The organism is Parapedomonas caeni (genome assembly GCF_041060555.1).
GTDB lineage: Bacteria > Pseudomonadota > Alphaproteobacteria > Sphingomonadales > Sphingomonadaceae > CAUJIW01.
In genome coordinates, this window is the sequence record NZ_JBEUDS010000009.1 from 100,381 (window position 1) to 121,234 (window position 20,854).

Here is a 20,854-nt window from a genome sequence, read left to right on the forward strand (position 1 = left end):
GACAATCCGATGACTGCTCAGACAAGGCTTGGGCAGTCGCAGCCGCTTTTTATGCGAGGGGGAAAGCCGTGACGTCTTCCATTTTCAAAGCTGGTGCCATGGTGTCGTGCGTTGCGCTGCTGGCGCTCGGCGGATGCGGAACCACCGCGAGCGGCGATCTGCCGTCAGCGCAGTTCGTCTCGCCGGCGGAAGGGCCGGGGCCTGACTACATCATTGGCCCGCTCGACACGCTGAGCATTTTCGTGTGGCGCAATCCCGAGCTGTCGACCGGCGTGACCGTGCGCCCCGATGGCCGCATCACCGTGCCGCTGATCGACGATCTCGCCGCCACCGGCCAGACGCCGACCCAGCTCGCCAAGGCGATCGAGGAAAAGCTCAAGGCCTACATCCAGAACCCGCTGGTGTCGGTGATCGTGAGCGGTTTCCAGGGGCCGTTCGCCCAGCAGGTTCGCGTGGTCGGCGAGGCCGCCAACCCGCAGGCGATCCCCTATCGCGCCAACATGACCCTGCTCGACGTGATGATCGCCGTCGGCGGCCTGACCGACTTCGCCGCCGGCAACCGGGCCCGCCTGGTGCGCTTCGACAAGGACAGCGGGGCGCAGCGGGAATATGCGGTCAAGATCGACAGCCTGATCAAGGACGGCAACACGAAAGCCAACGTGCGGATCGAGCCGGGCGACGTGATCATCATCCCGGAGAGCTTCTTCTGATCGGGACACGCGGCGCAAGCAGCCTTTCGGCCATGGGGCCGACGGGACGGGCCTGCGCCGGCTGGTGCGGCAACACAGAGGCGGGATAGTCGCGGGTCGGTCATCACAACGATGACGCGACCCGTTGACTTGCGTGTTGCCGCATTGCCGCCTGTCATGCGGCTTGCGTTAGTTTGGCTTTAAAGTCTGCGCGTTAGGAACATGAAGTCGAAAGGCGATTCGGTGCGCGGCCGGTTCAGTGCCGGCCAGGCCGATGCGAGGAGTGGGCGATGACTTCAATTTACGACCAGGTGATGTCCACCTTGTACATGGTGTGGCGCAAACGCTGGTACGGTCTGGCCGCCATGTGGGCGGTGTGCCTGGTGGGATGGGGCGTCGTCGCCACCATTCCCGACGTCTATGAAGCAACCGCCCGCGTGTTCGTCGACACCAACACGGTGCTGCCGCGGATCGTTGGTGCCGAGAGCACCAACGTCTATCGCCAGGTCGACATCGTCCGCCGCACGCTGGTCAGCCGCCCCAACCTGGAAAAGGTGATCCGCCGTTCCGATCTTGATCTGACGATCAAGGACGACACCGACATGGAAAAGCTGATCGCCGATCTGACCAAGAACATCAGCGTCAAGGAACAGGGCGGCGACCTGTTCACCCTCTCCTACCGTTCGGGCGACCCCAGCCGCTCCGACCAGGAGAACGCGGCCGTCGCCAAGCGCGTGGTGACCAACCTCATCAACATGTTCGTCGAAGGCAACATGGAGGGCAGCCGCGAGAGCTACAACGAGACGCGGCGGTTCATCGAGCAGCAGATCCAGGACTATGAGAAGCAGCTGGAGGAGGCCGAACGCCGCAAGGCCGAGTTCGAGCGTCAGAACCTCGGCTATCTGCCCGGTGACGCCAACTACAGCCAGCGGCTGGTCAACGCGCAGACCCAGCTGCAGGACATCGAGTTCAAGCTGCAGCAGGCGACGAGTTCGCGCCGGGCGCTGGCCTCCCAGCTCGCCAGCGTGCCGCAGACCATTCCTGGCGCCATGTTCTCGATGCCGGGCAGCGGCCCGCGTCTCGACCCGTCGACCACCGCCGGGCGCATCGAGACGCTGGAACGCCAGATCACCGACTCGCTGGCGCGCGGTTACACCGACCAGCATCCCGACATCGTGACGGCGCGCGACACCATCGCCCGCCTGCGCAGGCAGCTGGAGGCCGAGCAGCGGGCGCCCAAGAAGAACGTCGCCGATCCGATGGGTCAGCCCAATCCGGTCTATGTCGACCTCAAGAGCCGCCTGTTCGACAAGGACTCGGAGATCGCCTCGCTGGCCGCCCAGCGCGCCCAGTACCAGCGCGAGATTGGCAGCCTGACCTCGAAGGCCGAGACCATTCCCGGCATCGAGGCCGAGCGCGCCAAGCTCAACCGCGATTATTCGGTGCTGAAGGCGAAGTACGAGGAACTGCTGAAGTCCCGCGAGGAAACCCGCGTCGCCTCCGACCTCGACAGCAAGACCGACAAGGTGCAGTTCCGCATCGTCGATCCGCCGGAGGTGCCGCTGAAGCCGGTCGCGCCCAACCGGCCGATGCTGCTGGGCATGGTGATGATGGCAGGCCTTGGTGTCGGCATTGGCCTCTCCTTCCTGCTGAGCCAGGTCCACACCACCTTCGTCAGCATCTATAGCCTGAAGTCGTCCTTCCCGGGCATCCCGGTACTGGGCAACATCACGGCCATCACCTCGGAACAGCAGAAGGCGCAGGAACGCCTCAAGCTCGGACTGTTCGCCATCGGCTTCTTCGGCCTGGCGGGCGTGTTCCTGGCCCTGCTGATCCTCGAAATCAGCCAGCAATCCCAGGCCATCTGAGATCTTTCGGCGAAAGGCGCACGCGATGAGCGACGACAACAAAAAGGCGGGCACTCCCGAGGAAGGCGTCTCCCTGCTGGAACGGGCGGCGCGGAAGCTGGACCTCGCCCGCGCGGCGGCGCCGGAGAGCAAGCCGGCCGCGCCGGCGAGCCCGGTGGTCAAGCCGCCACTGGACCTGACCCCGGCTCCGGCGCCGGCTCCGGCGCCGGCCAAGCCGTCCAAGCGCGCCTCGTCGAAGCAGAGCCGGCGCGGCGAGATCGATCTCATCGCGCTGCGCGACAACGGCTTCGTGGTGCCGGACTCGCCCTCGACGCTGACGGCGGAGGAGTTCCGCATCGTCAAGCGGACGCTGCTGCTCAATGCGTTCGCCCGCGGCGACGGCGCCATTGCCAACGGCAACCTGATCCTGGTGTGCTCGTCGCAGCCCAACGAGGGCAAGACCTTCTGCGCCATCAACCTGGCGCTGTCGATCGCCTCGGAGCGCGACGTCACGGTACTGCTGGTGGATGCCGACTTCGCGAAGCCGGAAGTGCTCTCGACACTCGGCCTGGAAGGCGGCAAGGGGCTGATCGACGTCATCGCCGATCCGACCATCGACCTCGCCGACTGCCTCATCCGCACCAACATCGAGAACCTGTCGGTGCTGCCGGCGGGACGGCAGCACCACCTGACCACGGAGCTGCTGGCGTCCGAGCGGATGGGCGCGATGATCGAGGAGATCGCCCAGCGGTACCGTGACCGCGTCATCATCTTCGACTCACCGCCGGCGCTGGCCTCGTCGGCCGCCTCGGTGCTGGCGCTGCACGTAGGCCAGGTGCTGTTCGTCGTCGAGGCCGAGCGCACCCGCGAGCCGCAGCTGCGCGAGGGCCTGGCGATGATTTCGGGGTGCAAAAAACCGCATCTTCTGCTCAATAAGACACGGTTTGCGACCACAGGCCGCCGCTTCGGCGCCTACTACGGCTACGGCTACGGCTACGGCTACGGTTCCTGAGGTCGCCGGCAAGCAGAGGGGATCTCAATGGCGCGCATGGAGGGGGTTGTTATGCAGTCGCGGAGGCTGAGGCCGGGGGCGGCCCGCAATGTATCGGTGCTGCTGGCGGGCGCCTCGCTGCTGGCATCCGCCAGCGCGGCGCAGGCCAACGTCACATTCACGCCGCGCGTTGATGCCCGGGCGATTTTCTCGGACTCGGTGGGCGGCGGCGATGACTCCGGCGTCATCACCGTGCTGGCACCCGGCTTCTCGCTGAAAGCCGACTCGCGCCGGGTGAAGGCGCAGGCGGATTACGAGTTCAGCCGCCGGTTCGCCATTGACGGCGACCTGTCGGAAAAGCACCGCCACAAGCTCTCGGCCCGGGTGCAGTCCGAACTGGTGCGCGACTTCCTGTTCCTCAACGCCGGTGGCGTGGTGACCCAGGTGATGCGCGACCTGCGCGGCGCCGTGTCGGCGGACCCGGACGCCGACAACAACAACCTGTCGACGGTGTCGTCCTTCTACGTGTCGCCGTCGTTCAAGCAGGATGTCGGCTCGCTGGTCAATGTCTCGGGCAGCTACCGCTTCAGCTACACCAACCTGGACGATCCGAGTAATTTCTACCGGGAATCCGGCGAGAACTTCTCGCTGGCCCGCGCCTCCGACTCCTATAATCACGCCGCCACGCTCACCATCGCCAACCGCAACCCGTCGTCGCGGCTGCAATGGGCCATCCGCAACAATTTCTCGCGGGACGAGCGGGAAGACCTCAACGAGTTCCTGCGCACCTACACCTCGGTGCTCGACATCGACTATGCACTGAACCGCAAGATCCATCTGCTGGGCAGCATCGGCTACGAGGACCGTCTCGACCGCCAGGACAATATCCTCACCGACAGCACGACCGGCCTGCCGGTCCTCGACAGCGACGGACGATTGCAGATCGACCCCGCCCAGCCGCGACGCACGGTGTTCGACCGCAGCGGCCTGACGTGGGACGTGGGCGTCAAGCTCACTCCTTCCCGCCGGACCGAGCTGACGGTGCGTGGCGGGCGCCAGTTCGGCGATACCGTTTTCAGCGGCTCGCTGGCCTTCCAGGTCCGCGAGGGGCTGAAGATCACCGGCAGTTACAAGGAATCGCTGGATACCTTTGGCAACCTCTTCTCCGGCGAGCTGGACGGCCAGTCCTTCGCGTTCATGGTCAACGAGAATTATCGCGTCGGCCCGGCGCTGATCACCGTGCCGACCGAGAACGGCTATGCGATCGTCGCCGGCTCGATCAACAACGCCACCTTCCGGTCGCGGCGGGCTCAGGTGCAGGTCTCCTACCAGCGCGGCCGCAATACGTTGACGATGCTCGGCTATTACGACCGGCGCACTTTCCTCGACATCGGCCGCACCGGCGACAGCAGCACGCCCGCGCCCGATCCGACCGCCACCGGCAACGACGACAAGACATGGGGCGGCTCGCTGGTGTTCCGGCGCCAGCTCGGCCAGCGCCAGAGCCTGTCGGTGGATGCCTCCTACCAGAACTCCACCTACGCGCTGTCGCGCAGCCGCCAGGACGACTTCATCGGCGGCGGCATCAGCTATCGCATGGATCTTTCCGACAAGCTGACCGCCAGCATCAGCGCGCGGACCATCCACCGGATCAGCAACACCACCGGCGCGGATGACCAGTCCAATTCCGTGACCCTGGGCGTGAGGGCCAGTTTTTGAGGATGATCGTCATGATTGCGGGGAGAACACGGCATGTACACCGAGTTCTATAAGCTGAGCGGCCAGCCGTTTCAGCTGACCCCTGATCCGCGCTTCTATTTCGACACCCGCACGCACAAGAAGGCGATGGCCTACCTCACCTATGGCCTGAACCAGGGCGAGGGTTTCATCATCATCACCGGCGACATCGGCGCCGGCAAGACGACGCTGGTGGGCCATCTGTTCGACGCGGTCGACAAATCGCGCTTCGTGCTGGCCAAGGTGGTGAGCACCCAGCTCGACGCCGACAACACATTGAAGATGGTGGCCCATGCCTTCGGCATCGCCACCGACACGCTCGACAAGGCCGGTATCCTGCGCCGTATCGAGGACTTTCTGCGCATGCAGCACCGCGACGGCCGTCGTGTGCTGCTGATCGTCGACGAAGTGCAGAACCTGCCGGTATCGGCGCTGGAGGAGTTGCGCATGCTCTCCAATTTCCAGGAGGGCAACCGGGCGCTGCTGCAGATATTCCTGCTCGGCCAGCCGGAATTCCGCGACAAGCTCGCCATGTCGCCGGAGCTTGAGCAGCTGCGCCAGCGCGTCATCGCCACGCACCATCTGGAGCCGATGCAGGAAGAAGAACTGCCGGGCTATGTCTATCATCGTCTGGCGATGGTCGGCTGGAACAACGACCCGCTGTTCACCGAGGGCGCCTTCCGCCTGATGTACGACTATTCCGGCGGCGTGCCGCGTCGCCTCAACAATCTGAGCTCGCGCGTGCTGCTGTTCGGCGCCCTTGAGGAAAAGCACGAGATCGACGAGGCGATCGTCCATGAGGTCATCAACGACCTCAAGAAGGACAACACGCCGACCACCGGGCCCAAGCATATTTCCCAGCTCGACGCACCGCTGTCGGGCATCGGCCCGGTGCGGTCGAACCTGCCGCCGAAGATCCGCGCCGATCTGGCCGCCGCATCGGCGGAGGGGTTTGCCGGATCGCTGACGGAAGCGGAACTGTTGCGCCGGATCGACGTGCTCGAACGTTATGTCCGCGCTCATGATCGCACCATCAAGCAGATGCTGCAGATTCTGTCCGACTGGGCGGAAACCGCCACCGATCGCTTCGACAAGACGGGAACCGATGGCCAGTGACCTACCAGCGGGCGGGCAGCGCGCCGGACAGCCGGCGGCTACCTCGTCCATCGTCAATGCGATGAGCGTCGACATCGAGGAGTATTTCCAGGTCGGCGCTTTCGAGACATGCATATCCCGCGATCACTGGGACAGCCTCTCCAGCCGGGTGGACTACAACACCCAGGTGGTGCTGGATCTGTTCGCCGAGAAAAACGTCAAGGCAACCTTCTTCACCCTGGGCTGGGTCGCCGACCGTCAGCCGTCGCTGCTGCGACGGATCGTTGGCGAGGGCCATGAACTCGCGTCGCACGGCTATGCCCATGATCGCGTGTTCACCTTCTCCCCCGACCAGTTCCGCGCCGACCTCGATCGTTCGAAAAAGGCGCTGGAGGATGCCGGCGGTGTCGCCATCCACGGCTATCGCGCACCAAGCTTCTCCATCGGCAAGAACAACGCCTGGGCGCTCGACGTGCTGGCCGAACAGGGCTACCGCTATTCGTCGTCGGTGGCGCCGATCGCCCACGATCATTACGGCTGGCCGGAGGCACCGCGCTTCGCCTATCGGCCGATCGCCGGCCAACCGCTCATCGAGCTGCCGATCACGACAGTGAAAATGGCCGGCCGTACGCTGTCGTTCGGTGGCGGATTCTTCCGGCTGCTCCCCTACGACATCGCCCGCCGCGCCATCGCCAAGGTCAACAACAGCGAGGGACAGCCGGTGGTTTTCTATTTTCACCCGTGGGAAGTGGACCCCGATCAGCCGCGCGTCGCCAACGCCCCGCTGAAATCCCGCCTGCGCCACTATGTCAATCTCGGCCGGATGCGGGCCAAGCTCGCCCGGCTGTGCGACGACTTCGCCTGGGACCGGATCGACAACACCCTGAAGGTGACGAGCGATGTTTGTGTCACCGCCTGATCGCCCGCAGAGCACCATCGCGGTGCGTGCCATCGATGCCGCCGATCCGGCCGCACGGGCGCGCTGGGACCAGGCGGTGCGCGCACGCGCCGACGCCACCATGTTCCATCTCGCCGCCTGGCCGATGGCAATCGCCGAGACCTTCGGCCATCGGTTCTGGCTGCTGGCCGCCGAGCGGGACGGTGTCATCGTCGGCCTGCTGCCGTTGATTCTCGTGCGCTCGCGCCTGTTCGGCACCCGGCTGGCCTCCAACGCCTTCGCGGTCTACGGTGGCCCCCTGGCGGACGACGCGGACGTGCACGCCGCGCTGGATGCCGCCGCCATCAGGCTGCGCGACGAGACCGGCGCCAGCCTGCTGGAATATCGCAACCTGCACCGGCTGCGGCCTGACTGGCCGGCAAAGACCGACGTCTATGCCCGTTTCCGCAAGCCTATTCTCGACACGCCGGACGCCAACATGAAGGCACTGCCGTCCAAGCAGCGCAACATGATCCGCAAGGGCGAGAAAGCGGGACTGGAGGCCATCGAGGAGACCGGCGTCGATCCCGCCTGGCAGCTCTATGCCGAGTCCGTGCGTAATCTCGGCACGCCGGTATTCCCGCGCTCGCTGTTCGTCGCGCTGAAGCGCCACTACGGCGATGACTGCGTGATCCAGACCGTGCGGCACGAAGGCGTGGCGATCGCCGCCAGCCTGTCGCTGGTGTTCCGCGACGAAATCCACATCTTCTACGCCGGTGGCACCCGCGCCGGCCGGGCCGTCGCCGCCAACGACTTTCTGTTCTGGTCGGTCATGGAGGCGGGGCGCCGGCGCGGACTTGCCTCTTACGATCTCGGTCGCAGCAAGGTCGGCACCGGCGCTTACGACTTCAAGCTGAAATGGGGCATCGAGCCCGAGCCCCTGGCCTATGAGTTCCAGCTCGCGCCAGGCGCCGCGATGCCCGACATGAACCCCAACTCACCCAAATACACGCGGTTCGTTGAGCTGTGGCAGCGCCTGCCGCTGCCTGTCGCCAACTTCATCGGGCCGCTGCTGTCGCGGAGTCTCGGTTGACCATGGACGTGCTGTTTCTGGCCCATCGCATCCCCTATCCGCCCAACAAGGGGGACAAGATCCGTTCGTGGCACGTGCTGCAACATCTCGCGCAGCGCGCACGCGTGCATCTGGGATGCTTCATCGACAACCCCGATGACATGCAGCACCAGGATTATCTGCGCTCGGTCGTCGGTGGCGAATGCTGCTTCGTGCCGGTCGATCCGGTGAAGGGCAAGATCCGCGCCGTCTCCGCGTTGTGGAACAACGAATCGATCACCACCCGCTTCTATCCGCGCAGCCCGATGAAGGCGTGGGCGCAGCGGATGGTGAGCGAGCACAATATCCGGCGCATCTATCTTTATTCTTCGGCCATGGTGCCCTTCGGGCTGCCGCTGATGCGGTCCGGCCGCCGGGTGGTCATGGATTTCATCGACATGGACTCCGACAAGTGGCGCCAGTACGCCCGTTCGGCGCGCTGGCCGATGTCACGCATTTATGCCCGGGAAGCCGACCTGGTGTTCGGGCTGGAACAGCTGGGCGCGCACAAGGCGGACATCGCGCTGTTCGTCACCGAGGCGGAGGTCGCCAGCTTCAAGGCCGTCGCCGGCTCGGCCGCCCATGATGTGCGCGCGCTGCACAACGGCGTCGATCATGCCCGCTTCTCGCCCGATGGCGATTTCCAGCCGCTCGACCTGCCGGGTGCGCCGCGCCTGGTGTTCACGGGCGCCATGGACTATCTCGCCAACGTGGACGCCGTGAGCTGGTTCGCAGACGATGTGCTGCCGCTGGTCCGGCAAAGCCATCCCGAGGCGACCTTCACCATCGTCGGCGCGCGGCCGACACCCAAGGTACAGACGCTGGGCAAGCGACCCGGCATCACCGTCACCGGCACGGTGGATGACGTGCGCCCCTACATCGCCGCCGCCGACATCGCGGTGGCGCCGCTGCGCATCGCGCGCGGCGTGCAGAACAAGGTGCTGGAAGCCATGGCGATGGCCAGGACGGTGGTCGCTTCGGCCGCCGCCGCCCAGGGCATCAACGCCGAGGATGGCCGCCACTTCATCGTCGCCGACTCCGCGGCCGACATGGCGCGGGTGATCGGCGAACTCGCCGGAGACGCGCCGCGCCGGGCCGCCATCGGCCATGACGCCCGGGCGCTGGTGCTCGACCAGTACGACTGGGGGCACTGCCTGGCGACGCTTGACACCATGCTCGACCTTGATGCCTCGACGCACGAAACCCCGGACCGGGTGCCGGTGCCGATCGGAGGAGCCTCGGCATGAGGCATGATGACAACCCCGCCGCGGCAACGCCGCCGACGTCACCGGCGGCGCCGACGCCTGCCGGTCCGCCTCGTTTCTCCAGTGCCTGGCGCACCTACGGCCTGATCTGGCTGGCCACGGTGGCGGCGCTGCTGGTGCTGTTCCGCGCCGATGTCATGACCATGGTGGCGAAGTGGGAGAACGACGAGACGTTCGGCCACGCCTACATGATCCTGCCGATCGCGCTGTGGCTGGTCTGGATGCGGCGCCATGAACTGGCCCAGGTGGAGCCCAGGCCCTGGGCCTGGGGGCTTGTCGCCGTCGCCGGCTCGATGGCGCTGTGGGTGATCGGACACCTGGCCCGCGTCGCTTTTGTCGAACAGTTCGCGGTGCTGTTCGTCATCCAGTCGAGCATCCTCACCATCCTCGGCCTCAACGTCACCCGGACGTTGCTGTTCCCCATCGCCTATCTGCTGTTCATGGTGCCGTTCGGCGACCAGATCGTGCCGCAGATGCAGGACTTCACCGCGCATTTCTCGGTGCAGATGCTGCATCTGCTGGAAATCCCCGTCTATCACGACGGCATTTTCATCTCGATCCCCACCGGGGATTTCGAGGTCGCGGTCGCCTGTTCGGGCGTGCGGTTCATCATCGCCATGGTCGCGGTGGGCAGTCTTTACGCCAACCTCGCCTTCCGCTCGCCATGGCGGCGTGCGCTGCTGATGGTGGTGTCGGTGATCGTGCCGATCATCGCCAACGGTTTCCGGGCGTTTGGCATCATCTACATCGCCTACAAGACCGACAACGAATATGCCGTCGGCGTCGATCATATCGTCTACGGCTGGGTGTTCTTTTCAATCGTCATGATGGCGGTGCTGCTGATCGGGCGCACCTTCTCCGATCGCTGGATCGACGAGCCTGCCGTCGACGTGGCCGCGCTCGGGTTGAACCGCGGTGGCGCCGGCACCCCGGCCCAGGCGGCGCGCGCGCTGGCGCTGCTGGCCATGGTGGTCGGCGCGGGCGCCACCTACGCCTACTGGATCGACCACCGGCAGGCCGACGTGCGGTACAGCGGCCTCGCGGCGCCCTCGCCGGCCGGCTGGACACCGGCGACCTTCGCCGGCACCGAATGGAAACCCGTTTTCAACGGCGCCAACGCCGAACTGTTCCAGAGCTACCGGAACGGCGATGCCCGGGTCGACCTCTATGTCGCGGCATTTGATCGTCAGCACGACGACGTCGAGCTCATCGCCTTCGGCCAGACCGCCGTCGCCCCGGCGGAGCTGTGGACGCGCGCCATGGATCAGGCACGGACACTCACCATCGGTGGCCGGACGACGACCGGCGCCGTCATGCAGATCAACCGGTCGCGGACAATCGTGCGCGATGTCTGGCAGTGGTACTGGGTCAACGGCAAGCTGATCGCCGATCCTTACGTGGCCAAGATCGAGACGCTGAAGGCCAAGCTGTTCGGCGGCGACATGACGGCGGCGACCATCATCATATCCGCCGAGCGCCGGGAGGCCACGGTGCCGGCCACTGCCGAGATGCAGCACTTCGCCGACGCACTGGGTCCGGTGGAACCGGCGCTCGCGTCCATCCTGAAATCCGGAGCGCGCCCTCAATGAGCGGACACCGCCCCTCCCTGCACGAGTCACGCCGATGTGCGGCATAAGCGGCATCTTCGACACCACCGGCCAGCGCCCCGTCGACCGCGACCTGCTGGCGCGGATGACCACCACCATCGCCCATCGCGGCCCGGACGAGAATGGCTATTTCCTCGACCCCGGCGTCGGGCTGGGCCACCGGCGGCTGTCGATCATCGACCTGTCGTCCGGCCAGCAACCGATGAAGACGGCGGACGGGAATGTCGTCGTCGTGTTCAACGGTGAAATCTACAATTACCAGGAAACCCGCGCGCTGCTGATCGACTGCGGCTATCAGTTCCGCACCAACAGCGACACCGAGGTCATCCTCTACGCCTGGATGGAATGGGGCGAGGCCTGCGTGCAGCAGTTTCGCGGCATGTTCGCCTTCGCGCTCTACGACCGGCGCACCCAGACCCTGTTTCTCGCCCGCGACCGGCTGGGTGTGAAGCCGCTCCACTACAGCCTGCTGCCGGACGGCCAGTTGATCTTCGGTTCCGAACTGAAGGTGCTGCTGGCCCACCCCGGCCTGCCGCGGGCCATCGACGAACCGGCGGTCGAGGACTATTTCGCCTACGGCTACATCCCCGACCCGCGCACCATCCTGCGCGCCGCGCGCAAGCTGCCCGCCGCCCACACGCTGACCATCCGTCGCGGCAGGCCGGTGCCGGCGCCCCGCAGCTACTGGGATATTTCGTTCGAGGCCCGCCACAAGGGCAGCGCCGATGATCTGGGCGCCGAGTTCATCGAGCGCATGCGCGAGGCCGTGCGCATCCGCCTGGTGTCGGAGGTGCCGCTGGGGGCCTTCCTGTCGGGCGGCGTTGATTCCAGCGCCGTGGTGGCGATGATGGCTGGCCTGTCGTCGACACCGGTCAACACCTGCTCGATCGGCTTCGACGAGCCTGGCTTCGACGAAAGCGACTATGCGCGGCGTATCGCCGAGCGTTACCACACCAACCACCGCGCGCGGACCGTGGCATCGAGCGACTTCGCCCTGATCGACCGGCTGTCACAGGCCTATGACGAGCCGTTCGCCGATGCCTCGGCGCTGCCGACCTACCGGGTATGCGAACTGGCGCGGGAGAACGTCACCGTGGCGCTGTCAGGCGACGGCGGCGACGAGATGCTGGCCGGCTACCGCCGCTACCGGCTGCACATGAACGAGGAGCGGGTACGTGGCGCGCTGCCCCTGGGCTTGCGCGCGCCGCTGTTCGGCATGCTCGGCCGGCTCTGGCCCAAGATGGACTGGGCGCCGCGCCCGCTGCGCGCCAAGTCGACCTTCCAGGCGCTCGGCATGTCCAGCGAGGAGGCCTACTTCAATTCCATCGCCGTCACCCGTGACGATCGCCGACGGTTGCTGTTTACCGACGACTTCAGGCGGTTGCTGCAGGGTTATCGGGCGGGTGACCTCTACCGCGACACCATGGCCAACGCGCCGGCCGATGATCCGCTGTCGCAGGCGCAGTACGCCGACATCAAGATCTGGTTGCCCGGCGACATCCTGACCAAGATGGACCGCGCCAGCATGGCGGTCAGTCTGGAAGCACGCGAGCCGCTGCTCGACCACAAGCTGATGGAATGGGCCGCCGGCATCGCGCCGGACATGCGGATTCGTCATGGTGAAGGCAAGTGGCTGATGAAGAAGGCGCTCGAACCCTATGTCGACACCGACCTGCTGTACCGGCCGAAGATGGGCTTCGTGGTGCCGATCAGCCGCTGGTTCCGTGGCCCGCTGGCCGACGAGATCAGCGCCCTGGTCGACCGCTCCACGGCAATGGAGACCGGCTGGTTTGATGCCGGCTTCCTGCGCGCGGCGATCAGCGACCATCGGCGCGGCACCCGCGACAACAGCCGCCTGCTGTGGCAGTTCCTGATGTTCGAGAAGAGCGTCGGCCGCCTGCTCGACGCGCCCGTCAGCGTCGGAGCCTGATCCGGTGCGTGCTGCCCGGTTGCTGCTGACCGCGGCCCTGCTGGCCCTGAGCCCGCAGCCCGGCCATGCGCGGCTGGTGGACGCCGTGCGCCAGGTGCAGCCTTCCGTGGTTGGCATCACCACCTTCCAGGTCATGCGGTCGATGGCCTCCCACCTCGCCGGCACCGGCTTCGTGGTTGCAGACGGACGCCACATCATCACCAACTATCATGTCGTGCGCTCCAGCAACCCCGGCCAGCCGACCACCTTGTTCGCGCTGACCGCCAACGGTGGCCAGATCGACCGGCGCACCCTGACAGTGGTGGCGACCGACCGCGCGCACGACCTCGCCCTGCTGCGGCTGTCCGGCCCGCCGCTGCCGGCGGTCCGCCTGCGAGCGGACTCCGAGCTGCTGCCGGAAGGCAGCAGCGTCGCCATCACCGGCTTCCCCATCGGCACCGTGCTCGGCCTCTACCCGGCGACCCACGCCGGCATCGTCGCCGCGCGGCCGCCCAATGTCAGCCCGGTGCCCGACACCCGCTATCTCGATCCGGTGATGGTGGCGACACCGCGCTACGAGGTCTACCAGCTCGACATGGTGGCCTATCCCGGCCAGAGCGGCAGCCCGCTTTACGACGCCGAGACCGGCACCGTGATCGGCATCCTCAACGCCACCTTCATCAAGTCGACACGGGAAAAGGTGATCACCGATCCCAGCGGCATTGCCTATGCCATACCGGTGGGCTTCATCCGTCAGCTGCTGATCGAGAATGACCTGACGCCGTAGACCGCGACCGCGTGCGGTTGAAACGTCCTGAAAAACAACGCGACGCCGGTAGGTTGAGCCGCCCCGGCTTGCGGCGGGATGGCGTCCGCGCGGCGAATTCGAGCACCGGACAACAGCGCCACACACGACGGCCCTTCATGCCCCGTTGCCAGGGCCAATCCGGCGCGACGTTCTACTCGGGCACCGACTCCGGTGGCGCCATCGCCGCACCGTCGGCCACGGCGTCGTCCGGCGCCGCGTCGCCCGCTGCCGGCGCGATATCCGCCAGGCCCGTGGCATCGCGCTCCTCGGCCACCATGGCCGCGGCCGGCCGGCCGGTCACGGGCATTTCCGTGCCCGAATTGCGAATGAGCTGATAGAACAGGACTACGGCACACCCCCACCCAATCACGATACCCGCCACCCAGACGAGAATCGAGTTACGCAGGGAGAGACGGCCTGAGCTTGGTTCCATTCGTGCCATTCTGTTCTCCCGTCCTGCCGCTCGCCGCTTCCGGCGCCGACAGCTGTCGACCCAAATACTTGTCAAATGCATCACGCCGTTGACCGGTGTGCCGGCCCGCGGCGGCCGTTATGATAGTGACGCGCTATCAACGCGTCCCGCTATGATGCATTAAGCAAGTTCCAGGCCATTTCAGGAGCATGCCAAAATAGTTAAAAAAAACAAGATGAAACAACCGGGTGCCCGCCGGCCCCGTCAGACGGGTGTAAAAATGCTCGACGACTGCGGCGGATGACAGTCGCCGCATGCTTTCACTAACACCGCTCCGGTGCTCAGGAGGCGCGCGCCACCTTGGCCACACCGGCGCCTTCCGCGTCCAGCGCGTAGCCGGCCGAACGCACGGTGCGGATCAGGTCCGGCAGGTCATCGCCGTTGAGCGCCTTGCGCAACCGCCGAATGTGGACGTCCACCGTCCGCAGTTCGACATAGACGTCATGGCCCCACACCGCGTCGAGCAGCTGCTCGCGCGAGAACACCCGGCCGGGATGCTCCATGAAGTAGCGCAGCAGGCGGAACTCGGTGGGGCCAAGCTGCACCGGCGCGCCGTCACGGGTGACCTTGTGGGCGGCGGTGTCCATCTCGACGCCGCCGTAGGTGAGCGCCGCGCCGGACAGGGCGGGACGCAGACGGCGCAGCACCGCCTTGATGCGCGCCGTCAGCTCGCGCGGCGAGAAGGGTTTGGTGATGTAGTCGTCGGCGCCGGTTTCCAGGCCGCGGATGCGATCCCCTTCCTCGGTGCGGGCGGTGAGCATCAGGATCGGCAGGTTGGCGGTTTCCGGCTGCCGGCGCAGGCGGCGGCAGACCTCGATGCCGGAGAGGTGCGGGATCATCCAGTCGAGGATGACGATGTCGGGGTGTTCTTCCGCCGCCATCACCAGGGCTTCCTCGCCATCACCGGCGCGGGCGACATCGAAGCCCTCGCGTTCGAGATTGTAGGTCAGCAGCTCGGTCAGGTTGACGTCGTCCTCGACCAGAAGAACCTTGGGCTTCATGTGCATCAATCCTCGTCAGATTCCATGCCGTGGACGGAGAACGCTGTTTCGTCCCCCTTCGGCCGATCGGGTTCCATGTATTCGCCGGTGACGTTGAAGTGGACGATCTCGGCGATATTGGTGGCATGATCGCCGATCCGCTCCAGATTCTTGGCGATGAACAGAACATGGGTGGAGGGCGTGATCTGTTGCGGATTTTCCATCATGTAGGTCAGCAGCGCACGAAACAGGCTGGCGTAAAAATCATCGACGTGCTTGTCGCGCGACCATACCGTGCGCGCCAGCTCGGCGTCCCGGCTGGCGTAGGCGTCGAGGACGTCCTTCACCATCCGGGCGACCAGCTTGCCCATTTCCGGCACGATCACCACCGGCTGGATCGGCGACACCTGGGCAAGCGCCGTCGCGCGCTTGGCGATGTTCTTGGCATAGTCGCCGATGCGTTCGATGAGGGCGGCGATCTTCAGCGCCGAGATGACCTCGCGCAGATCGTCGGCCAGCGGCTGGCGGCGGGCGATGGTCTGGATGATGTGGCGTTCCGCCTCCATTTCCAGATGATCGATCGCCCGGTCGCCGGTGACGATGCGCATCGCCATTTCCGGATTGCGGCTGGCAAGCGCCTCGATGGCGCCCATGATCTGGGCCTCGGCGAGACCGCCCATCTGCGAGATGTAGGAGCGGAGCTGACGGAGATCGTCGTCGAAGGACTTGACGGTATGCGTGGTGGCCATGCTGGGTTCCTGCCTGTTCGTTGCCGTCGCGCTCAGCCGTAGCGGCCGGTGATGTAGTCCTTGGTCTTTTCCTTCTTCGGGTTGGTGAAGATCTCGGACGTCGGGCCATACTCCACCAGGTCGCCAAGATGGAAAAAGGCGGTCTTCTGACTGACGCGGGCAGCCTGCTGCATGTTGTGGGTCACGATGACGATGGCATAACGGCCGCGCAGTTCCTCGATCAGTTCCTCGATCTTGGCGGTCGCGATCGGGTCCAGCGCAGAGCAGGGCTCGTCCATCAGGATCACCTCGGGATTCACCGCGATGGCACGCGCGATGCACAGCCGCTGCTGCTGACCGCCCGACAACGCGGTCCCGGAGTCGTTGAGACGATCCTTCACCTCGTCCCAAAGGCCGGCCTTCTTCAAGCTGGTGGCGACGATTTCATCGAGCTCGGCGCGTGAGCGGGCAAGCCCGTGGATGCGCGGCCCGTAGGCGATATTCTCGTAGATCGATTTGGGAAACGGGTTGGGCTTCTGGAACACCATGCCGACACGGGCGCGCAACTGCACCACATCCATCTGCCTGTCGTAGATGTCCTGGCCATCAAGCCGCATCTCGCCGGTGACCCGCGCGCTGGCCACCGTGTCGTTCATGCGGTTGAGACAGCGCAGGAAGGTCGACTTGCCACAACCCGACGGGCCGATGAACGCCGTCACCTCGTCGGCACGCACATCGATGGACACGTCCTTGATGGCGTGCTTGTCGCCATAAAAAACATTCACGTTGCGCGCCGTCATCTTGATCGCGCCAGTGTCTTGGACTGTCATGGTCGCCTCGGTTGGGTTGTACATGGCGGACATCTCCAGTTCTTTCTACCAGCGCCGCTCGAATTTCTGGCGCAGATAAATCGCCAGGGCGTTCATCATCAGCAGGAAAACCATCAGCACGATGATGGCGGCCGATGTTTTCTCGACAAAGCCGCGTTCCACACTGTCCGACCACAGGAACACCTGCACCGGCAGCACTGTCGCGGGGTCGGTGAGGCTCGCCGGCACATCGACCACGAAGGCACGCATGCCGATCATCAGCAGCGGCGCCGTTTCACCCAGCGCGCGCGCCATGCCGATGATGGTGCCGGTCATGATGCCCGGCAGCGCCAGCGGCACGACATGATGGAACACCACCTGCAACGGCGAAGCGCCGATACCGCGCGCCGCGTCGCGGATGGAGGGCGGCACGGCCTTGATGGCGACGCGGCTGGCGATGACAATGGTCGGCAATGTCATCAGCGCCAGGGTGAGGCCGCCCACCACCGGCGCCGACCGCTGCATGCCGAAGGTGCCGAGAAACACCGCAAGGCCGAGCAGGCCGAAAATGATCGACGGCACGGCCGCGAGGTTGTTGATGTTGACCTCGATGAAATCGGTCAGCCGGTTCTTCGGCGCATATTCCTCCAGGTAGACCGCCGCCAGCACGCCAACGGGGAAGGAGATCAGCAACGTGACGAACAGCGTCAGCAGCGACCCCATGGTGGCGCCCCAGATGGCCGCCAGTTCAGGATCGCGGGAGTCGGCGGCGGTGAAGAAGCGGGTGTTGAAGCTGGTGCGAATGTCGCCATCCGCCTTGAGCTGCCGGTAATAGCCGAGCATCCGGTCGGAAATGCCGCGTTCCAGCGCCGGCAGATCGGCGTCGATCTGCCCCTTGTTCAGCATGTCGACATCGGTGGCCGCGGGCACCCAGAGGGTGATGCTCTTGCCCAGCAGCGCCGGATTGTCGACCAGGGTTTCGCGCAGATAGGCGGCGGTGCCGGGGCTCAGCAGTTCTTCGAGGTCCATCTGGTCGCCGGGATCGGTGACTTCGGGGAACCGGGCGATAAGGGCATCGCCGCCGATGAGCCCGTAGTCGGCCTGGCGCAGGCGATCCTCGGCGTCCGGCCCGGCAAGGTCCGCCGCCGTGATGCCCAGTGCTTCGGGCTTGAAGGCCACATTCAGGCGAATCTCGGTGGACTGGAAACCGGTGAGACCGTTGCCGGCAATCGAATAGAGCAGGAACGCCAGAAACAGCGCCGAGATCACCAGCGCCACCAGCCCCATGGCCTTGAAACGCGCTTCCCGCGCGTAGCGCTGGCGGATGCGCGCGACCATGGCCGGCGACGTCCAGTCGGTGGGCGTCAACGCGCCGTCGGCGAGAGCGGGCTTATTCATAGGCCTCTCGATACTTCTTCACCACGCGCAGGGCGTAGACGTTGAGGGACAGCGTGACGAGGAACAGCACCAGACCCAGCGCGAACGCGGACAGGGTCTTGGCGGAGTCGAATTCCTGGTCGCCGGTGAGCAGCGCGACGATCTGCGTCGTCACCGTCGTCACCGATTCAAACGGATTGACCGTCAGGTTGGCGGCAAGACCGGCCGCCATGACGACGATCATCGTCTCGCCGACGGCACGCGACACCGCCAGCAGGAAGCCGCCGACGATGCCGGGCAAGGCCGCCGGGATCAGCACCTTCTTGATGGTCTCCGACGGCGTGGCGCCCAGCGCCAGCGAGCCGTCCTTCATCGCCTGCGGCACGGCGGTGATGGCATCGTCCGACAGCGACGACATGAAGGGAATGATCATCACGCCCATCACCAGGCCCGCGGCCAGCGCGCTTTCCGACGACGCGCCCTCGATGCCGATGGCCTGCGCGAACTCGCGCACCGCCGGCGCCACCGTGAGGGCGGCGAAAAACCCGTAGACAACCGTCGGCACGCCCGCCAGCACCTCCAGGATCGGCTTGAGCCACTTGCGCACCAGCGGGCTGGCGTATTGATTGAGGTAGATCGCCGCCATCAGGCCCAGCGGCACCGCGACCAGCATCGCGATCAGGGTGATGAACAGGGTGCCCCAGAACAGCGGAACGGCGCCGAACGCCCCCGATGATCCCACCTGGTCGGCGCGGATCGCGGTCTGCGGACTCCAGTTGGTGCCGAACAGGAACTCCAGCGGCGAAACCTTCTCGAAGAAACGGAAGCTTTCAAACAGCAGCGACAGCAGGATGCCCAGCGTCGTCAGGATGGCGACGATCGACGCCGCGATCAGCAGCCCCATGACGAACTGCTCGACCCGCGTGCGCGCCCTGAACTGCGGCTTCACCTGCACGAAGGCATAGGCAAGACCGAGCCCGCCCAGCGCCAGGGCCAGGCCGCCGACCACCATGTTAGCGCGGGCCCCCAGCGTCGCGTAGACCCGGGCCGCCTCGGTGACGCCCGGCGTGAACGAGGCCTCCGTGCTGCCGTCCGCCAGCGACCGCACCTCGTTGAGGAACATCTGCGTCGCCATGCCCGCCTCGGGACGATCCGGCGCCGGCACCGAGGCCAGCACCGCCGGCTCGATGTAGCTCTGACCGAACAGCGCCCAGCCCAGCAGCAGGGCCAGCGGCGGCACCAGCGCCCACAGCGCGCTGTGCCACCCGTGGTAGCCCGGCCTTGAATGTACGGCGCGATAGTCGCCGTCCGCGAAACGCGAAGCCCGGCCCCGCGCCAGCACGAAGGACAGCGCCGCGAGGCCAAGAAGCATCAGGAAGACAGCGGTCATCGACATATATTCAACACCAGAAGGAAGGGGCGACCGGGGCCGCCCCTCGTTATTCTGCTCGGGATTACTTCACCGAGGCCGGATCAAGCAGCTTCAGCTGCGTCGCGTTGGCGGCCGCCTTGGCGCGATCAGCGTCGGCCGAGGCCACCAGACCGCGCCGGACGAGATAACCGCGCGGGCCCCAGGTGCTTTCCTTGGCGTATTCGGCCAGGAATTCCTTGATGCCCGGAATGGCGCCGACATGGGCGGCCTTCACATAGATGAACATCGCCCGCGAACCAGGGTACTTGAAGCTCTGCACCGTGGCGATGGTGGGCTGCACGCCATCGATGGCGACACCCTTCAGCTTGTCCATGTTTTCCTCAAGGAAGCTGTAGCCGAACGCCCCCAGCGCCTTGGGATCGGCCGCCAGCTTCTGCACGATCAGGTTGTCGTTCTCGCCGGCCTCGACATAGGCGCCGTCCTCGCGCAGCTTGGTGCAGACTTCCTTGTGCTTCTTCTCGTCCGACTTCTTCAGGGCCGCCATCGCCGGATTGGTGTTGCAGCCGGCCTCGATCAGCAGCTCGTTGAACGAATCACGGGTGCCGGAGGTCGGCGGCGGGCCGATGACGACGATCTTGTCGGCCGGCAGCTTCGGGTTGATGTCCTTCCAGGTCCGGGCCTTGTTCGGACCCTTGCCCCACGGATTGGCAGCCAGCGCCATGTAGAGCTCGCGACGGGTCAGCCCCATGTCGGGGCCGTTCTTGCTGTGCGCGATGGCAAGGCCATCCAGACCGACCTGGACTTCGATGATCTTGGTCACGCCGTTTTCGGCGCACTGCTTGACCTCGGAAGCCTTGATGCGGCGCGAGGCGTTGGTGATGTCCGGCGTGTTGGGGCCGATGCCGGAGCAGAACAGCTTGATGCCGCCGCCGGTGCCGGTCGACTCAACGATGGGCGCCCGGAACTTGGAGTTCGAGCGCGCGAAGGCTTCCGCCACCGCCGTGGTGAAGGGATAGACGGTCGACGAACCGACAACGCGAATCTGGTTGCGCGCCTCGGCGTGGCCGGCCATGGCGGTCACGGACGCGACCGCGGCGACGATCATCAGGCTCTTCTTCAGCACTGCATGATTCTCCTGTTTAATGAAGCCATGTCCGGGTGGACCATCCACCCGGAGACG

General features: G+C 65.7%; 18 protein-coding genes. 11 read left to right on the forward strand and 7 right to left on the reverse strand.

All coding sequences use genetic code 11. The annotated features are described in order from the left end of the window. Nucleotides 1–98 precede the first annotated feature (98 nt). From ABU113_RS08400 to ABU113_RS08450, 11 genes are all read left to right on the forward strand, one after another. Nucleotides 99–710 carry an XrtA/PEP-CTERM system exopolysaccharide export protein gene (locus tag ABU113_RS08400; RefSeq protein ID WP_454559086.1) on the forward strand — a complete coding sequence of 204 codons (612 nt, stop codon included), beginning with the start codon at nt 99–101 and terminating at the stop codon, nt 708–710. Between the two features lie 269 nt (nt 711–979). Continuing rightward, nucleotides 980–2,557 carry an XrtA system polysaccharide chain length determinant gene (locus tag ABU113_RS08405; RefSeq protein ID WP_454559058.1) on the forward strand — a complete coding sequence of 526 codons (1,578 nt, stop codon included), beginning with the start codon at nt 980–982 and terminating at the stop codon, nt 2,555–2,557. A gap of 25 nt (nt 2,558–2,582) precedes the next feature. After that, nucleotides 2,583–3,548: an XrtA-associated tyrosine autokinase gene (locus ABU113_RS08410; RefSeq protein WP_454559059.1), complete on the forward strand. Its 966-nt coding sequence runs from the start codon at nt 2,583–2,585 to the stop codon at nt 3,546–3,548. Between the two features lie 51 nt (nt 3,549–3,599). Further along, nucleotides 3,600–5,246, forward strand: coding sequence for a TIGR03016 family PEP-CTERM system-associated outer membrane protein (locus ABU113_RS08415; RefSeq protein WP_454559060.1), 1,647 nt, complete (start codon nt 3,600–3,602; stop codon nt 5,244–5,246). Nucleotides 5,247–5,279: 33 nt separating this feature from the next. Further along, nucleotides 5,280–6,380: an XrtA/PEP-CTERM system-associated ATPase gene (locus ABU113_RS08420; RefSeq protein WP_454559061.1), complete on the forward strand. Its 1,101-nt coding sequence runs from the start codon at nt 5,280–5,282 to the stop codon at nt 6,378–6,380. A gap of 61 nt (nt 6,381–6,441) precedes the next feature. Further along, nucleotides 6,442–7,278, forward strand: coding sequence for an XrtA system polysaccharide deacetylase (locus tag ABU113_RS08425; RefSeq protein WP_454559062.1), 837 nt, complete (start codon nt 6,442–6,444; stop codon nt 7,276–7,278). Beyond that, nucleotides 7,259–8,329, forward strand: coding sequence for a FemAB family XrtA/PEP-CTERM system-associated protein (locus ABU113_RS08430; RefSeq protein WP_454559063.1), 1,071 nt, complete (start codon nt 7,259–7,261; stop codon nt 8,327–8,329). Before ABU113_RS08425 ends, ABU113_RS08430 begins: the two co-directional genes overlap by 20 nt. A gap of 2 nt (nt 8,330–8,331) precedes the next feature. Beyond that, nucleotides 8,332–9,594, forward strand: a complete 1,263-nt coding sequence (locus tag ABU113_RS08435) for a TIGR03087 family PEP-CTERM/XrtA system glycosyltransferase (protein ID WP_454559064.1) — start codon at nt 8,332–8,334, stop codon at nt 9,592–9,594. Beyond that, on the forward strand, nt 9,591–11,201 hold the full coding sequence (xrtA, locus tag ABU113_RS08440) for an exosortase A (protein ID WP_454559065.1): 1,611 nt from the start codon (nt 9,591–9,593) through the stop codon (nt 11,199–11,201). Before ABU113_RS08435 ends, xrtA begins: the two co-directional genes overlap by 4 nt. 34 nt (nt 11,202–11,235) lie before the next feature. Further along, a complete protein-coding gene (locus ABU113_RS08445; RefSeq protein ID WP_454559066.1) occupies nt 11,236–13,149 on the forward strand; it encodes an XrtA/PEP-CTERM system amidotransferase in 1,914 nt (637 codons plus the stop codon). A 4-nt stretch (nt 13,150–13,153) separates the two neighbouring features. Further along, a complete protein-coding gene (locus tag ABU113_RS08450) occupies nt 13,154–13,915 on the forward strand; it encodes a S1 family peptidase (protein ID WP_454559067.1) in 762 nt (253 codons plus the stop codon). Between the two features lie 172 nt (nt 13,916–14,087). Here ABU113_RS08450 and ABU113_RS08455 read toward each other — a convergent pair whose 3' ends face one another. From ABU113_RS08455 to ABU113_RS08485, 7 genes are all read right to left on the reverse strand, one after another. Beyond that, on the reverse strand, nt 14,088–14,378 hold the full coding sequence (locus tag ABU113_RS08455; protein ID WP_454559068.1) for a hypothetical protein: 291 nt from the start codon (nt 14,376–14,378) through the stop codon (nt 14,088–14,090). Nucleotides 14,379–14,689: 311 nt separating this feature from the next. Next, a complete protein-coding gene (gene phoB, locus ABU113_RS08460) occupies nt 14,690–15,409 on the reverse strand; it encodes a phosphate regulon transcriptional regulator PhoB (protein WP_454559069.1) in 720 nt (239 codons plus the stop codon). Nucleotides 15,410–15,414: 5 nt separating this feature from the next. Next, nucleotides 15,415–16,137, reverse strand: coding sequence for a phosphate signaling complex protein PhoU (gene phoU, locus ABU113_RS08465; RefSeq protein WP_454559070.1), 723 nt, complete (start codon nt 16,135–16,137; stop codon nt 15,415–15,417). A 32-nt stretch (nt 16,138–16,169) separates the two neighbouring features. After that, nucleotides 16,170–16,946: a phosphate ABC transporter ATP-binding protein PstB gene (pstB, locus tag ABU113_RS08470; RefSeq protein WP_454559071.1), complete on the reverse strand. Its 777-nt coding sequence runs from the start codon at nt 16,944–16,946 to the stop codon at nt 16,170–16,172. A 45-nt stretch (nt 16,947–16,991) separates the two neighbouring features. Further along, entirely contained in the window at nt 16,992–18,323 is a 1,332-nt protein-coding gene (pstA, locus tag ABU113_RS08475; protein WP_454559072.1) for a phosphate ABC transporter permease PstA, read from the reverse strand. Beyond that, entirely contained in the window at nt 18,316–19,698 is a 1,383-nt protein-coding gene (pstC, locus tag ABU113_RS08480) for a phosphate ABC transporter permease subunit PstC (RefSeq protein WP_454559073.1), read from the reverse strand. Before pstC ends, pstA begins: the two co-directional genes overlap by 8 nt. A 58-nt stretch (nt 19,699–19,756) precedes the next feature. After that, on the reverse strand, nt 19,757–20,779 hold the full coding sequence (locus ABU113_RS08485; RefSeq protein ID WP_454559087.1) for a substrate-binding domain-containing protein: 1,023 nt from the start codon (nt 20,777–20,779) through the stop codon (nt 19,757–19,759). Between the last annotated feature and the right edge of the window lie 75 nt (nt 20,780–20,854).